Source organism: Thioclava sp. GXIMD4216, assembly GCF_037949285.1.
GTDB lineage: Bacteria > Pseudomonadota > Alphaproteobacteria > Rhodobacterales > Rhodobacteraceae > Thioclava > Thioclava litoralis.
In genome coordinates this window covers 761,422-777,182 of record NZ_CP149926.1, presented here as the reverse complement: position 1 = coordinate 777,182, position 15,761 = coordinate 761,422, and the positions used below count along the sequence as shown (strand labels likewise).

14 protein-coding genes are annotated in these 15,761 nt (G+C 63.5%); 6 read left to right on the top strand and 8 right to left on the bottom strand.

The genetic code is table 11. The features are described from left to right. Positions 1 to 69: 69 nt before the first annotated feature. Entirely contained in the window at positions 70 to 1,716 is a 1,647-nt protein-coding gene (locus WDB88_RS03815; protein ID WP_339108874.1) for an electron transfer flavoprotein-ubiquinone oxidoreductase, read from the bottom strand. A gap of 250 nt (positions 1,717 to 1,966) precedes the next feature. On the opposite strand from WDB88_RS03815, the gene greA reads away from it, so the two are divergent. Both greA and WDB88_RS03805 read left to right on the top strand, forming a co-directional pair. Beyond that, positions 1,967 to 2,437 carry a transcription elongation factor GreA gene (greA, locus tag WDB88_RS03810; protein WP_339108873.1) on the top strand — a complete coding sequence of 157 codons (471 nt, stop codon included), beginning with the start codon at positions 1,967 to 1,969 and terminating at the stop codon, positions 2,435 to 2,437. Between the two features lie 12 nt (positions 2,438 to 2,449). Beyond that, positions 2,450 to 3,472: a hypothetical protein gene (locus WDB88_RS03805; RefSeq protein ID WP_339108872.1), complete on the top strand. Its 1,023-nt coding sequence runs from the start codon at positions 2,450 to 2,452 to the stop codon at positions 3,470 to 3,472. A 36-nt stretch (positions 3,473 to 3,508) separates the two neighbouring features. Here the strand turns inward: WDB88_RS03805 and WDB88_RS03800 are convergent, their stop codons facing one another. Together WDB88_RS03800 and mobA are read right to left on the bottom strand one after the other, a co-directional pair. Further along, positions 3,509 to 4,144 carry a GNAT family N-acetyltransferase gene (locus WDB88_RS03800; RefSeq protein ID WP_339108871.1) on the bottom strand — a complete coding sequence of 212 codons (636 nt, stop codon included), beginning with the start codon at positions 4,142 to 4,144 and terminating at the stop codon, positions 3,509 to 3,511. After that, on the bottom strand, positions 4,141 to 4,758 hold the full coding sequence (gene mobA, locus WDB88_RS03795) for a molybdenum cofactor guanylyltransferase MobA (protein ID WP_339108870.1): 618 nt from the start codon (positions 4,756 to 4,758) through the stop codon (positions 4,141 to 4,143). Before mobA ends, WDB88_RS03800 begins: the two co-directional genes overlap by 4 nt. 86 nt (positions 4,759 to 4,844) lie before the next feature. Between mobA and WDB88_RS03790 the strand changes: the two genes are divergently transcribed. Both WDB88_RS03790 and WDB88_RS03785 read left to right on the top strand, forming a co-directional pair. Then, a complete protein-coding gene (locus tag WDB88_RS03790) occupies positions 4,845 to 5,549 on the top strand; it encodes an AzlC family ABC transporter permease (protein WP_339108869.1) in 705 nt (234 codons plus the stop codon). After that, positions 5,546 to 5,878, top strand: coding sequence for an AzlD domain-containing protein (locus tag WDB88_RS03785; RefSeq protein ID WP_339108868.1), 333 nt, complete (start codon positions 5,546 to 5,548; stop codon positions 5,876 to 5,878). The genes WDB88_RS03790 and WDB88_RS03785 overlap by 4 nt, the downstream gene beginning before the upstream one ends. A 113-nt stretch (positions 5,879 to 5,991) precedes the next feature. Here WDB88_RS03785 and WDB88_RS03780 read toward each other — a convergent pair whose 3' ends face one another. From WDB88_RS03780 to WDB88_RS03770, 3 genes are all read right to left on the bottom strand, one after another. Beyond that, positions 5,992 to 6,642, bottom strand: a complete 651-nt coding sequence (locus WDB88_RS03780; protein ID WP_339108867.1) for a hypothetical protein — start codon at positions 6,640 to 6,642, stop codon at positions 5,992 to 5,994. Positions 6,643 to 6,859: 217 nt separating this feature from the next. Further along, on the bottom strand, positions 6,860 to 7,915 hold the full coding sequence (locus tag WDB88_RS03775) for an MBL fold metallo-hydrolase (protein WP_339108866.1): 1,056 nt from the start codon (positions 7,913 to 7,915) through the stop codon (positions 6,860 to 6,862). Then, on the bottom strand, positions 7,912 to 9,636 hold the full coding sequence (locus WDB88_RS03770; RefSeq protein ID WP_339109464.1) for an acyl-CoA dehydrogenase family protein: 1,725 nt from the start codon (positions 9,634 to 9,636) through the stop codon (positions 7,912 to 7,914). The genes WDB88_RS03775 and WDB88_RS03770 overlap by 4 nt, the downstream gene beginning before the upstream one ends. A 135-nt stretch (positions 9,637 to 9,771) precedes the next feature. On the opposite strand from WDB88_RS03770, the gene WDB88_RS03765 reads away from it, so the two are divergent. Beyond that, positions 9,772 to 10,734 carry an L-threonylcarbamoyladenylate synthase gene (locus tag WDB88_RS03765; RefSeq protein WP_339108865.1) on the top strand — a complete coding sequence of 321 codons (963 nt, stop codon included), beginning with the start codon at positions 9,772 to 9,774 and terminating at the stop codon, positions 10,732 to 10,734. A gap of 52 nt (positions 10,735 to 10,786) precedes the next feature. Here the strand turns inward: WDB88_RS03765 and WDB88_RS03760 are convergent, their stop codons facing one another. Continuing rightward, positions 10,787 to 11,347 carry a YqgE/AlgH family protein gene (locus WDB88_RS03760; RefSeq protein ID WP_339108864.1) on the bottom strand — a complete coding sequence of 187 codons (561 nt, stop codon included), beginning with the start codon at positions 11,345 to 11,347 and terminating at the stop codon, positions 10,787 to 10,789. Positions 11,348 to 11,537: 190 nt separating this feature from the next. Between WDB88_RS03760 and WDB88_RS03755 the strand changes: the two genes are divergently transcribed. After that, the gene (locus tag WDB88_RS03755) at positions 11,538 to 12,455 is read left to right on the top strand and encodes a protein-disulfide reductase DsbD domain-containing protein (protein ID WP_339108863.1); all 918 of its coding nucleotides are present in this window, start codon (positions 11,538 to 11,540) and stop codon (positions 12,453 to 12,455) included. Here the strand turns inward: WDB88_RS03755 and WDB88_RS03750 are convergent, their stop codons facing one another. Then, on the bottom strand, positions 12,456 to 15,761 hold the full coding sequence (locus tag WDB88_RS03750; RefSeq protein WP_339108862.1) for an efflux RND transporter permease subunit: 3,306 nt from the start codon (positions 15,759 to 15,761) through the stop codon (positions 12,456 to 12,458).

The following is a 15,761-nucleotide window of genomic DNA, read 5'->3' as shown; positions in this document are numbered from 1 at the left end:
TACCTTGGGGCAACGGCATGAATGCGAGATTAATCCTGACAAAAAAGGGGCCGACCGGCCCCTTTTCGCTTACATATTGGGATAGTTCGGGCCGTCGCCGCCCTGAGGCGTGGTCCAGTCGATATTCTGGGACGGGTCCTTGATATCGCAGGTCTTGCAATGGACGCAGTTCTGGAAGTTGATCTGGAAGCGCGGGCCCTCCTCGCCTTCCAGCACCTCATAGACGCCTGCGGGGCAGTAACGCTGCGCGGGTTCCGCATATTTCGGCAGGTTGACCGAGATCGGCACCGAAGGATCGCGCAGCTTCAGGTGGCAGGGCTGGCTTTCCTCGTGGTTGGTGAAGGAAAAGCTCACATTGGTCAGCCGGTCGAAGGACAGCTTGCCATCGGGTTTCGGGTAGTCGATGGGCTGGAAATCCTTGGCCTCGCCGGTGGCCTGCGCATCGGTCTTGCCATGTTTCAGCGTGCCGAAGACCGAGAAGCCGAAGAGCTCGTTCGTCCACATATCGAACCCGCCCAGCACGGTCGAGGCATACATCCCCCATTTCGCCCACATCGGTTTGACATTGCGCACCTTTTTCAGGTCGCGGCCAATCGCGCCATCGCGGACCTCGGCCTCGTAGGCGGTCAGTTCATCGCCCGAACGGCCCGCCTTGATCGCCTCGGCCGCAGCCTCTGCCGCAGCGATGCCCGAGAGCATCGCATTATGGTTGCCCTTGATGCGCGGCACATTGACCATGCCCGCCGAACAGCCCAGCAGAACACCGCCCGGGAAGCTCATCTTGGGCAGCGACTGGTAGCCACCTTCGGAGATCGCCCGCGCGCCGTAAGCCACGCGCTTGCCGCCTTCCAGAAGCTTGGCCACCTCGGGATGATGCTTGAAGCGCTGGAATTCCATATAGGGGAAGACATAGGGGTTCTCGTAGTTCAGATGGACCACGAAGCCCACATAGACCTGATTGTTCTCGAGGTGGTAGATGAAGGACCCGCCGCCCGCATTATTGCCCAGCGGCCAGCCCATCGTATGGGTCACGGTGCCTTGCGCGTGCTTGGCGGGGTCGATCTCCCAGATCTCTTTCATGCCAAGGCCGAATTTCTGCGGGCAATGGCCTTCGGACAGGTTGTAACGGTCGATCACGATCTTGGCCAAAGACCCGCGCACGCCCTCGCTGAGGAAGACATATTTGCCGCGCAGCTCCATGCCCGGTTCATAGGCAGGCCCCGGCGTGCCATCGGCCTCGCGGCCAAATTCGCCCGCAACGACCCCCGCCACGCGGTCGCCCTCCATCACCAGCTCGGACGCCGCCATACCGGGGAAAATCTCGACGCCCAGCTCCTCGGCCTGCTCGGCCAGCCAGCGGCAGACATTGCCCATCGACACGATATAATTGCCGTCATTCGACATCAGCTTGGGCATCGGCCAATGCGGGATCTTGGTGGCCTTGGTCTCGGTCAGCAACAGGAAGTTATCTTCCGTCACCGGCGTATTCAGCGGCGCGCCCTTTTCCTTCCAGTCGGGGATCAGCTTGTTCAGCCCTACAGGGTCCAGCACCGCACCCGACAGGATATGCGCCCCCACTTCCGAACCTTTTTCCAAAACGACCACTTCAAGATCGGGGTCGATCTGCTTCAGACGGATGGCAGCCGACAGGCCAGAGGGGCCAGCGCCGACGATGACAACGTCATAATCCATCGATTCGCGGGTGATTTCGGTCATAAAATTAGGGCTCCCTGGCTGGCCTTCGCGCGTGCTTTTACGTTTTCAATAGCTTACCTTCAGTCTCAAGGCAATCTGGGCCTAAGTCTAGAGGCTTGTTCTGCACGGTGGAAATGCGAAACCGACACTTTACTTCTGGAGAGCGAAATTTCGCATCTGCCTCGGGCTGGCCCTTGACACCACGGCGTCATCCCCGATTTACACTTCTTCGACCGCCCAAGGAAAAACAAAACGGCAAAGGGCCTTGTTTATGGAAAAGATACCGCTGACCCGCGCGGGATTTAATCGGCTGGATGCCGAGTTGAAGAAACTGAAATCTGTCGAGCGTCCTGCTGTCATTCAGGCGATCTCGGAAGCACGCGAACTGGGCGACCTTTCGGAAAACGCCGAATACCACTCGGCGCGCGAAAAGCAGAGCTTCATCGAGGGCCGCATCAAGGAAATCGAGAGCATCCTCGGCCTCGCACAGGTGATCGAACCGAAAACGATGTCGGGCGCGGTGAAATTCAGCGCCACCGTCACGATTGTCGATGTCGATACCGACGAAGAGAAGACCTACCAGATCGTCGGCGAACATGAAGCCGATCTGGAAAAGGGGCTTTTGAACATGAAATCCCCTCTGGCCCGTGCGCTGATCGGCAAGGATGAAGGCGATACCGTCGAAGTCCGCACCCCCGGTGGCACGCGCAGCTACGAGATCCTCGAGATCCTCTTCGTCTGACGGAGCCTGAAGATGACACCCGAAAGATCCGACCCGCTGAACCGGCAGCCCGATCAGCCCCGACCCGCTACGGATACGGGCTTTGGCCGCACGGAAATGATCGCTGCGGCGCTCAGTGTCCTCTGGCTTGTTCTGGTGATCGGGGTCTGGGTCTTCATTCCCTCCGGAACTGACGGGCAAACGACATCTGTCATCTTCACTGTGGTGGGTATTTTCCTGCCTTTCGCCATGATCTGGGTGGCGGCCCTGACGGCCAAAGCCTCACGGGAAATGCGCGCCGAGGCGCAGTCGCTGCGCGCCTCGGTGGATGCGATGCGGCAGGCATGGGTCACCGAGGCCCGCGCCCGCCGCGACGGCTCTGTGGAGAAGAAGCTTGACGAGATCGCGCTGGCCACCCGCCAGACCGAAACCGCCTTGCTGAATCTTGCGACGCAGGGCAGCGGCCATGCTCTGGAGGCCACCGCCGACACCAAGATGGCCCTTGTCAGCCCGCCACCGGCCCACCCTCTGCACGAGGAACAGGCCACGTTCGAACTTGGCGCACCGGCAGAGCCGCTGGGCACGCCGGTCACCGTGGGCGATTTCGTGCGTGCGCTGAACTTCCCCGATACGGCAGATGACCGCGAGGGGTTCCGTGCGCTACGCCGCGCGCTGGAAGACCGGATGATGGCCAAGCTGATCCGTGCCGCGCAGGATGTGCTGAACCTGCTATCGCAGGACGGCATCTACATGGATGACCTCAAACCCGACCGCGCTCGCCCCGAGCTCTGGCGCCGCTTCGCCAAGGGCGAACGCGGACGCGAGGTGGCGGCCCTGGGCGGGGTGCGGGACCGTTCGTCACTGGCGCTTTCGGCGGCGCGGATGCGCAATGACACCGTGTTCCGCGATGCGGCCCATCACTTCCTGCGCCAGTTCGACAAGACCTTCGCCGGTTTCGAGCCCAATGCGACCGATATGGAGATCGTCGAACTCTCCGACACCCGCTCGGCACGGGCTTTCATGCTGCTGGGGCGCGTGGCTGGCACCTTCGACTAGGGAGCCATGCCCTGCGCCCGACGCAAGAGCCGCGCCTTAAGAGCTGCGGCTTGAGCCACGGGGGGCCTCGGAGGCATCCCAAGGCCGTAGCGGGCAGACCATCACAAAGGCCGTGCGATAGGCGAAGAGCAGCTCTGTCAGGCGGCTCTCCCGCGCGCGGATCACCCGAAAGCCCAGACGCTCGTATAATGCGCGGGCCCGCATGTTCTCTTTGACCACGTCCAGACGCAGTTGCACGTAGCCACGGCGTCTGGCCTCGGTGCAGACCGCCGTGATCAAGGCCGCACCAATCCCGCGCGAGCGCTGGTCGGCCCGCACCGAAAGCCCGTCCACCACCATCGCCCTATGTTCCTGATCACGGGCCAACACCCACAGGCAGGCCCAGCGCCAGACGGCCCCGCCCAGCCCGTAAATGGCCCTCAGATCGCGGTGATCACCGCCCACAAAGGCCCCCTGCGCGGTGCGGAAGCCCGCAACGGCCAGTAGGGTTCCGCTGTCATCCTCCACGGCGCAATATCCGTGTGTTCCGTCCATCACCCGCGCAATGAAGGCCAGCGCCTGCGGTTCGGGGCCCAGAACACGACCCAGCTTGCCGCCGAAGGCCTGCCAGTAAAGCTGCGCGGCAGCCTTGCGGTGATGCTCGGGAACCCCGCGACGGATATGATAGCTCATTTCCCTGTCCCCAACGCGTCATGGCGTGCTTGCGCCAGTTGCAGGTCTTCGGGCGTATTGATGTTGAAAAACGGGTCCGGCAGGTCGGCAAACTCCACGCGCCGCGCCCGTGCAAGCCGCGCCCCAAGACGCCGCTCCCCTGCTGCCAGCGCCTGCACCACCTGCTCGCGCCACGCACAGGGCCAATAGGCAAGGGTCGGATGCCCCCGCCCCTGCGAGACCGCCTGCGCGGGCTCTGCCTGCGCGCCCGCGCCTGCGCCTGCGGGCACAAGCCGCGCCACAAGATCGGCGGGAATAAAGGGCGTATCCACGGCCACAGTCACCAGCCCCGCCGCGCCTGCAAGACTTGCCCAGTCAAGCCCTGCCAGAATGCCCGCCAGAGGCCCGTCATGCAGATACGCGGGCGGATCGGGCAGAACGGGCAGATCCTTGCACCAGGCGGTGAAACGCTCGGGCGTGCCATTGGCCGAAACCGCAAGCCGCGCGACCTGTGGCGCAAGCCGGTTATGGACATGCGCAAGCAGGGGCTGGCCGCCCAGCGAGAGCCATGCCTTATCGACGCCCCCCATACGGCGCCCCTCTCCTCCGGCAAGGATCAGGCCGAAAATCTCCAAATTGCCTCCAATACAATTCTGCGCTTGTCGCCCTTGAGAGCGTGCTTATGACTGCCTGCATGAACACCGACTTACAAGAGCAAAGCATGCACGCGCGTCACGCCTTTCTTCGCGGTATTGTGGCCACCCTGCCCTTTACGCTGGTCATCGCCCCTTTCGGCCTACTCTTTGGCGTGGCCGCAACCGAGGCGGGCCTCGATCTTGGCGAGGTAATGGGATTCACCATTCTGGTCATCGCCGGTGCCTCGCAGTTTTCCGCCATCCATTTGATGGAAGAACATGCGCCCGTGATCCTCGTCATTCTGACCTCGCTCGCCATCAATCTGCGGATGGCCATGTATTCCGCCGCGCTGGCACCCCATCTCGGGCAGGCAAAGCGCTGGCAGCACGCGCTGGTTGCCTATTTCATGGTCGACCAGACATTTGTGACCGCCGAAACCGAATATCGCCTGCGCCCCGAGATGTCGCTGCCCGCAAAACTCGCCTTCTATGCGGGCTGTTCCACGGTATTGCCGCCGCTATGGTATCTGTCAACGCTTCTGGGGGCCGTCGCGGGCGCGGCCATCCCGCCGGAATTCGCGCTGGATTTCGCGCTGCCCATCACGTTTCTGGCGATGATTGCCCCCGCACTACGGTCGCTGCCGCATATCGCGGCCACTTTGATGTCGGTCTGTGCGGCTCTGCTGCTGGCTTTCCTGCCCGCAGGTATGGGCCTGCTGATCGCCGCGGTCTGCGCGATGGTGACCGGCGCACAGGTTGAACTGTTTCTGGCACGGAGACGCGCAGCATGACCGGCTATTCCCCGTTCGAAATCTGGACCATCATCATCGTGCTGGGCATCGGCACCTTTGCCCTGCGCTATGTGTTTCTGGGACTGGCGGCGCGCAAACCGATGCCCGAATGGCTCTTGCGCTATCTGCGCTACACCCCTGTGGCCGTGCTGCCCGGCATGGTCGCCCCGCTTGTCCTGTGGCCCGAAGCGACAGGTGGCATGCCCGAACCCGCACGCATGCTGGCCGCCCTCCTGACCCTTGGGGCAGGCATTGTGACACGCAATGTGCTGCTGGCCATTCTGGCAGGCTTTATCTCGCTTTATCTGGGCCTGTTCCTGATCTTCTAGGCGCCCTGTCAGGCCAAAGCCTCCCCCCTTTGTGCCAACAGCCAGCCTGCCGTACAAACCCACGCAGCAAAAAGGGCCCCGAAGGGCCCTGTCCGCTGGAGGGGAACGGCGTATTATTTGCCGTCCTGTTCTTCAAAAGCCTTTTCGCGGATCTCGGCGGCCCGCGGGTCCGATTGCTGGATCATCAGCACGCCCGAGTTATTTTCGGGATCGTTATCATGATACACGCGGTAGGTCGCGCCCGGCAGCTGTGCGAAATACCGCGACAGTTTCTTGGGCGACCATGTGTGATGGATCGCCTCGAACCCGGGAACATCCTTGAGCACGGTCGAAATCGCATTGGCACAATAGGATTTCTTCGCGGCACCGTATTTTTCGGCATTGGCACGGATCATCTGCGCCTGCGCCATAGTCACCGGCACCTTCTGCTCGATCACGTCCCACCGCTCGCGGGCATGGTAATCGATGTAGAATTTCCGCATCCGCTCGGTGATCCCGAAATGCAGGTCGTTCCGCTCGGGCGCGTAGGGGTGATACCACGTCCCCGCCGGATCATAGAGCACCCGCTCGGGACCATCGATCATCAACCCCGAATGGCCACCGGCACCGGTTTCACGACTGACAACCGTGTAAAGCGTGATCGAGGGCGGATCGCCCGACACATAATGCGCCTTTGCCACAGCATCATCCGGTGCCCAATGCGGTTCGGCAGCACAGGCGACAAGGCCAAGCAGCATGCCCAAACAAATAAGTAGTCGGCGCATCAGCCAGACCCCCTTGTAACTTTTTCACGTATAAAGAGCGGCAACCGCCCTCACTCGACCTGGCTTTTGAAACACGGAAATCCAGCGCAAGACAACCGCCGCAGAAGTCAGGCTCCAGATAAAACCCGAAGCTGTTCCGCCAAGGGCACGGTTTCAAAAATCCGCCCGCCTGCAAGACGGTCCCTATATGGCCCCGATACCGCGCCGCTGCGCGCGGCTAAAGCAGATGCCAGAGCCACGCCCCGTCAGCCCGCGCGACCCGCCCGACCTCGCCGCGGTGGTGGAGATGGTTGAGATGCGCCACCGCCTCGACCATCGCCAGCCCGTAGACCGCCTCGGTGATCTCGCGCTTGAACAGGGGCGGAAAACAGTCGCAGGCCGTCTTCGGCCCTCCACCCGGATGGGCACCTAGATGGGCGCGCAGACGTTTCAGCGCCCCCTCGTGGTTCTGGATCATCTGATCAAGCCGTGTCGGCAGCCCATAGAAAGGCAGCTTATGCCCCGGCAAGACCAGCTGGCATTCCGTGGCATAGGGCCGGAAGCCGCGCGTGCTGTCCATCCAGCCCGCCACCGGATCGGCCTCGGGTTCCGTGGCATAGACCCCGAGATTGGCCGAGATCGACGGCAGGATCTGATCCCCGCCCAGCACCAGATCCTCGCTCCAGAATGTGGCATGTTCGGGCGCGTGACCATGCCCCATCCGCACGGTCCAGTCGCGCCCCGCCATGCGCAGCACCTCGCCCTCAACCAGCCGCCGGTAGCCCAGCGGCAGGGGGGCCGTGCAATCGGCGAAGTTGAACGGGCGCTCCGCCAGCCGTTTGGCCAGAATATCGGCCCGCATTCCGGCGGCCTTCCAGAAAGCCACCGTCTGCGCGTCGGGGCGCTCCTGCACATCAAGTTGCAGCATCCGTGCCATCAGCCAAGCGGTGCGCGTGGTCCAAAGCTCGGCCCCCTGCGCCTGCAACCAGCCCGCCAACCCGATATGGTCCGGATGATGATGGGTCACCACCACGCGGCCAACCGGCTTGGACGAAAGCGGCCCCTCCAGCAGCGCCTGCAGGGCCGCGCGACAGGCAGGGCGGTCGATGCCCGTATCGACCAGCGTCCAGCTGTCCCCCTCGTCCAGCGCATAGCCGTTCATATGGTCCAGTGCCATCGGCAGGGGCAGGCGGAACCAGTAGACATCAGGCGCCACCTCGCACAGCGCGCCCTGTTCGGGGGGCGTGGTCCAAGGGTAGCGCAGCGAGCGGGGGCGGGTCTCGGTGTCGTTCATAGCCCCAAATCTGAAAGCGAAAGCGCCCGAAGTCCAGAGGCCGCCCGCATCGCGGCCAGAGCCGCCGCATGGCGCGGCAGCACCCGCCCGATATGGATCGCGGCCAGAGCCAGACGGGCCGGATCGGCCAGAACAGCCTCAAGATGCGCCCCAGCCCCCAGCACGAGGGCAAGCGCCTGCAACATATCATGCGCACATGCGGCCCGCATCTCGGGCAGTTGGCCGACCAGCCAGTCGACAGCCTCGGCCACGGCCTCGGCCGCTTCCCAGACCGGCTCGGCCAGATCGGGATGGTCCGGGCGTGCCCGTGCGGCCAGATCCTGCACCTCCTGCAACAGAAGGCCGGCCATCTGCCCCTCATCGCGCATCTTGCGCCCCACCAGATCCAGCGCCTGAATGCCGTTGGTGCCTTCATAGATCGCACTGACCCGCACATCACGGAAAAACTGCGCCGCCCCGGTTTCCTCGACATAGCCCATGCCGCCATGAACCTGTATTCCCGCATCAGCCGCCCGCATGCCGGTTTCAGTGCCATAGGCCTTCACGATCGGGGTCAGGAATGCAGCGCGCGCCATCCAGTCCGCAGGGGCAACAGGCTCTCCCCCAGCCGTCTCACGTGCAAGGGCACCGCTTTCGGACAGGCGCGCCATATCCAGCGCCACCCCCGCCTTCAGGGCCAGCGCCCGTGCGGCAAACAACTCGGCGCGCGCCTCTGCCAGCAGCCTGCGGATATCGGGGAAGGCGATAAGCGGCTGCCCCTGCACCCGCTCGGCAGCAAAGGCCGCCGCTTTCTGCACCGCCGCCTCGGCCACCCCGATCCCCTCGACCCCGACCGACAGGCGGGCATTGTTCATCATGGTAAACATGGCTGCCAGCCCCTGCCCCGCCCCGCCCACGATCCAGCCCTTGGCCGCATCGAAAACCATGACGCAGGTCGGAGACCCGTGCAGCCCCATCTTGTGTTCCAGTCCCGCGACATGCAGGCGGTTGGCCTCGCCTGAAGCCCCCTGTTCGGCGGGCAGGTATTTCGGCACCAGAAACAGGCTGATCCCCTTGGTGCCCGCAGGCGCATCGGGCAGACGGGCCAGAACCAAATGACAGACATTCTCGACCAGATCGCTATCGCCCCAGGAGATAAAGATCTTCTGGCCGGTGATCTCGTAACTGCCATCGGCGCAGGGCATCGCCCTTGTGCGCAGATCGCCCAGATCGGAGCCCGCTTGTGGCTCTGTCAGATTCATCGTCCCCGACCATGTGCCAGACACGAGCTTTGGCAGATACAGCGCCTTCTGGGCCTCGCTGCCATGATGGTGCAGGGCTTCGATCTGGCCCTGTGTCAGCATCAGTTTCAGATGTAGCGCCATATTGGCACCGGCCATCATGTCATTGACCGCCAGTCCCAGCGCATTCGGCAACCCCATACCGCCATACTCCTGCGGGGCCGCCAGCGCGATCCAGCCCCCTTCCGCCAAAGCGGCATAGGCTTCGGCAAAACCGCGCGAGGTTTTCACCTGCCCGTCGACAAGATGCGCCGGATCGAGATCTCCGGCGCGGTTGCTGGCCGCAAGCACCGTATCCGACAGCTTCGCTGCCTCGCTCAGGATCGACGTGACAAGATCGCCGGAAAGATCCCCGAAAGGCCCGGCCCCGTAAAGCGCCGGAAAAGATGTCAGGTGATTTAGGATAAAGGCGATATCTCGGGCCGCCGCGCAGTAGGTCATCATTCCTCCCTCTCCTGCAACAAACGCAGCCCGCTTGGCATTTGAGGCGGACCGGCTTATGCACAGGACAACACAAAGCGAAGGTTATCGCCTTCCCCCTCCTCAGCAATCAAGACGCCACGTCAGATACATCCGATGCCCCTCACGACCGAATTGCTTGCCCCAACCACCGAAGGCTATGCCCGCGCCGCCCAATATCTTGGCACCGGCGCGCTTGTGGCCTTTGCCACAGAGACCGTCTACGGGCTGGGCGGCGACGCCCGGAACAGCGCGGCAGTCGCGGCGATCTACACCGCCAAGGGGCGGCCAAGGTTCAACCCGCTGATTGTCCATGTGCATTCGGTCGAAATGGCCGAGCGCTATGTCACAATCCCCGATGCCGCGCGCCCGCTGATTGCGCGCTACTGGCCGGGGCCGCTTACGCTGGTCTTGCCGCTGCGCCCCGATGCGGGCATCTCCGATCTGGTAACAGCCGGACTGGAGACACTGGCGATCCGCATGCCCGCCCATCCGGTCGCACGCAAGCTTTTACAAGCATTTGACGGCCCCGTGGCGGCCCCCTCGGCCAATCCGTCAGGCCGAATCAGCCCGACAACCGCCGCCCATGTGATGGACGGGCTGTCCGGCAAAATCGCGGCTGTGCTGGATGGCGGGCCCTGCGATGTGGGGGTGGAATCGACCATTCTCTCGCTCGATCCTCTGGCCCTCCTGCGCCCGGGCGGACTAACTCTGGAAGAGATCGAGGCCTGTCTTGGCCGTGCCCTTCCCACGGGCGGCGATAGTGACAAACCCAATGCGCCGGGCCAGCTGAAATCGCATTACGCGCCGGGGGCTGCGGTGCGGCTAAATGCCCGTGCGCGCCAGAGCGGGGAAATCTGGATCGGCTTCGGCCCCGATTGTGCGGGGGCCGAGTTCAACCTATCGGAAAAAGGCGATACAACCGAGGCCGCAACCCGCCTGTTCGGCCTGTTACGGCAGGCCGACAGGCTGGCGCAGGAAAAAGGCACCAACTGCATTGCCGTGGCGCCGGTGCCGGTGACGGGGCTCGGGCTGGCGGTCAATGACCGTCTGGACAGGGCCGCTGCGCCGCGTCCCTGACCTGCGGCCCCAAACCAAACTCCGTATCAGGCCCCCGTGTCAGCTCCCCTTATCAGGCATGCCCTGCGGTTGCGGATAAGGTGCGCGGATCGATCCCCATCGTATTAAGCGCGCGCACCCATTTATTGGCGTAATCGCCCGACAGGGCCAGATCGGCATCGCCATCGGCAATCAACCAGCCGTTATCAAGGATTTCCTGCTCGAGCTGGCCCGGCCCCCAACCGGCATAGCCAAGCGCCAGAACGGCGCGATCCGGCCCGTTTCCGGCGGCGATATCTTCAAGGATATCCCGCGTTGCGGTCATGGCCAGTTCGTCACTGACTTCCATCATCGGACCACCACCATCCCATTCGGTGGAATGCAGCACGAAGCCGCGACCGGTCTCGACCGGCCCGCCGAACAGAATCGGACGATCTCCGCTTTCGTCGGTGGCCGTCATGGTGATGCCAAGCTGTTCCAGCAGATCCGGCAGGTCGGGCTTGGGCAGCGGTTTGTTGACGATCAGCCCCATTGCCCCCTCTTCCGAATGGGCACAGATCATGATCACCGAATGCTCGAAACGCTGATCCCCCATACCGGGCATTGCAATCAAAATCTTGCCGCTCAGATCCATCGGGGCCTCCTCGTGCCATGTCCATCGCTACCGTGACGCCTATCGGATGACAGACCGCCTATGTCTTTTAACCAAACTGGAGTGCAAAAGATCCAGGTTCAAGATGGCAATGTTGCCAAAAGGCCGCCATCAGAGCAGTTGGCGCGTTTGTGACTTCCCGAAAGCGCCTCGGGCGCGATAAGCGAAGATCATGAGCATTCGGTCAAAACTTACCCGTTTGGGGCCTCGTTTCGGGCTGTGTCTGGGCGCGCTCGCGCTGGTTTCCGGCGCGGGAGATCGCACCTTCGCGCAAGATCTCGAACCGATGCCCGCGTCCCTGCCGGCCGATGCGCCGACGGGCCTGCCCATGGGGCTCGACAGGGCCGAGGTGCTTGATGGCTGGCAGACCAGCGACGGCACGCGCATGGCGGCAATCCGCGTGACGCTTGATCCGGGCTGGAAAACCTATTGGCGCCACCCCGGAGATGCGGGAATTCCTCCCAGTTTCAGCTTCCGCGCTTCCAGTAATCTCAAGGATGTGAAAATCTATTGGCCTCGGCCCGAGGTTTTCACCCAAAGCGGCACAAGATCAATCGGTTACAAAGACCAGATGATCCTGCCGATAGAACTGTCCCCGATTGATCCCACCCAACCGATCCGGCTGGATGCCGATCTGGATCTGGGGATCTGCCACGATATCTGTGTGCCGGTCTCGCTGGAACTTGACGCCGATCTGGTAGGGCCGGGACGCCGCGATCCGGTGATTTCCGCAGCCCTGCAGGCGCAGCCGCAGAAAGTCGCCAGTCGGGCCAGTTGCCAGATAGAGCCGATCCGTGACGGGATGCGGGTCACCGCCCGCCTGCCTGTCAGCAGCCTGCCCTCCAACAACCAGCCCTCCAACAACCAGCTTGCGGGTCAGACCCCGCATCAGGTGGCCCTGTTCGAACTGCCCTCGCAGCCGGTCTGGGTGTCTGATTCGCGGATGAGCCTCGAAAATGGCGCGCTGGTGGCCACCGCCGATTTCGTCCCCCCCGATGCCGCGCCATTCGATCTTGACCCGAAGGATCTGCGGATCACGGTTCTGGACAAGACCCATGCCATCGAAATGGACGGCTGCGCCAGAATGTGATCAGCGCTGCCGCCGCGTGCGCCATGCCGCCACGGCCAGCGCGCCCAGAATGAAGGGCGTGTAGACCAGCCAGCTTTGCGCCAGGCTCCCGCCCGCCAGAAGCACCGGCCCGAAGGCCAGCCCGAATCCCGCAACGATCAGCCCGACCCCCAGCCAGAGCGCCCCCGCCAGCCGAGGGGCCTTCAGCCCGCGGCGCGTCGATGCGCATAGTCGCGCGATATCGGCCTGAATAGCCAGCACCGCCGGCACCAGAAGCAGCACGATCACCATGCCGAAGCCAAGTCCGTAAACCAGCGTGATCACTGTGGATTTCAGAAACTGCGCCTCGGCGCTGCCTTCATAAAGCAGCGGCGCAAGCCCGAGCACGGTGGTCAGCGTCGTCAGCAGAACAGGCCGCAGCCTGTCGGCCACCGCATCCACGATGGCCGGTCGCAATCCGCGCGTGCGGGCATAATCATCCACCGTCGAAATCAGCACGATGGCATCGTTGATGATAATCCCCACCATCCCCAGCCCGCCGACCACGGCAAACATCGACATCGGGAAATCCCAGATGTAATGGCCCCAGACCGCGCCCACCAGACCGAAGGGGATCACCGACATCACCACCAGCGGACGCGCCCAGCTGGCCAAGATCCATGCCAGCACGACATAGATCCCCAGCAGACACAGAACCAGCCCGACCTTTGCATCCGCCATAAAGGCGCGCTCGTCCGCAGCCTGCCCCGTTTGCAGCCATGTCACTCCCAGCCGCTGCGCGATATCGGGCAGGATACGGGTCTGCATTTCGGTCAGGATGGCATTGGCGCGTTCGGGGTTGTCTTCGGAAATATCGCCCGTCACCTCGACCTGCCGTAGCCCGTCATCGCGGCGGATGGTGGAAAACCCCGCCTCGCGGCGCACCGTGACAATATCGGACAGGGGCACCCACTGTCCGTTCGGGCTTTGCAGCAGCATCCGGTCCACGAAATCGGCGGTCTTCTCGGCATCGGGCAGCTCGACACGGATCGAGGCAGAGCGCACGCCATCGGGATAGGTTGCGGCCTCGGTGCCGTTCAGACGGGCGCGCAATTCCTGCCCCAGCGTCTGGGTATCAAAGCCCAGCGCCTGCCCCTGCGGGGTCAGCGCAAGGATCAGATCCTCTTTGTCATAGGCCAGATTATCCTCCAGCGCCGAGACCTCGGGATAGACGGCAAGGGCGGCTTTCAACGCTTCGGCGGCCTCCTTCAGCACGCGGGTTTCCGCGCCGGTAAACTGAACCGAAAGGCTGTCCCCCGCAGGGCCCGCACGGAAACTGCGGAAGGCCAGCTCTTCCAGCATCGGATCATCGGGAAGGTGTTCCTGAAGGCGGCGGATGAAATCGGCGCTGCTATAGGGGCGCAGATCCTGATCGATCAGCTCGATCGAGATCGAGCCCAGCTGGTCGCTATCCTTGGTATCCGCCGAGGCCAGATCCCGCCCCGACGCGCCGCCGATCTGGCCGATCACATAGGTCACCGGATTGCGGCCATATTCGGCCTCGTATCCGGCAGCGACACGGCTGACCAGATCCTGCAATTCCCCCATCACCGCAAATGTGTCCTTTCGCGTGGTGCCGTTGACCATTGCGAAGGCCCCCGACACGCTCGAGCGTTCTGGAGGCGCGAAAAACCGCCATTGCACCTGCCCCGTCCGTAGCAGGAACACCTGCACCGCCAGCAGCAGCACCGCAAAGGCCAGCACCGGATAGCGCGCATGGATGATTCCGCGCAGCAAGGGGCGCATCACCTTGCGCCGGAACCAGTCCAGCCCGCGATTGGTCACCCGTGACGGCGCATCATACCAGCGCGGCTGACCCAGATGGGTCAATGCGTGATACATATGGTTGGGCAGGATCAGGAAGCATTCCACCAGAGACGCCGCCAGCACCGCGATCACCGTCAACGGAATATCGACGATCATATCGCCCATCCGCCCGCCAATCACCACCAGCCCCGCAAAGGCGATCACCGTGGTCAAGGTCGAGGCGAAGACCGGCGCAAGCATCCGGCGGGCACCGTTTTCAGCGGCAATCGCGGGGGCCTCCCCCAGATGGCGGGCACGGAAATCGGCATGTTCGCCCACCACGATCGCGTCATCGACGATGATCCCCAAAGTCAGGATCAGCGCAAAGAGCGACATCATGTTCAGCGTCATCCCCGAAACATACATCACCGCCAGCCCCGCCGCGAGCGAGGCCGGAATCCCCATCGCCACCCAGATCGCCGTGCGCGCATTGAGAAAGAGGAACAGCAGCACCAGCACAAGCACCAGCCCGATCACGCCGTTATCGACCAGCAGATCGAGCCGCGCGACGATTTGCTCGGTCCGGCTGCGCACAAGGGCGATGGTTGTGCCTGCGGGCAGATCGGGGCGCATTTGCGCGACCACCTGTTCGACCTTGCGTTGCAGGGCAATGGCGTCCCCCTGCGCGGAACGGGCGACATTGAGTGTCATGGCGGGGGTCTTGCCCACGTAATAGGCGCGGTCGCGCGCCGCCCCCTCGACGCGGATCTGCGCCACATCCCCCACGGTCAGCACAGCCCCGTCGGCATCGGTGCGGATCACCAGATCGCGGATCTGCCGCGCCTCGCGCCGCTCTTCGCCCGCCCGGACCCGCGAGGCTCCGGAGGCCACATCCCCCGCAGGCGTCGCATCGGCAGCCGCCCCGATAACCGAGATGATCTGCGTCAGGCTGACATTATGCGCCATCAGCGCGGTGGTCGGCACTTCGACCACGGTCTGCGGGGCTGCCATGCCCGATAAGGTGGTGCGCGTCACGCCCTGCGCATAAAGCCGCACCATCATCTCGTCAGCCAGACGGCCCAGCTGTTCGGGCGCCAAGGGGCCGGTGATAACCACATCGGTCACCGTATCCCGCCAGACGCTCTGGCGGATCTCGGGCGTTTCGGCGGCCTCGGGCAGATCGCCAGCCAGCTGGATGGCGTTTTCCACATCATCCATCGCGCGGCCCATATCCCAGCCGGGTTCGAATTCCAGTTCGATTTCGGCACGCCCCTCGCGGGCCGTGCTTTCGCTCGAGGCGACCCCCTCGACCGTCAGCAGCGAGGGTTCCAGCACCTGCACGATCGCGCGGTCCACATCTTCCGGCCCCGCCCCCTCCCATGTGACCGTCACATCAATCTCGTCGGTGACGGTATCGGGAAAGAATTGCGCCCGCAGTTTGGGCGCGGCAAAGACACCGGCACACAGCATGACCACCAGCACGATATTGGCCAGCGTGGCATGGCGGGTAAACAGGCTGATCAGACCACGCGGCGCGGGCAT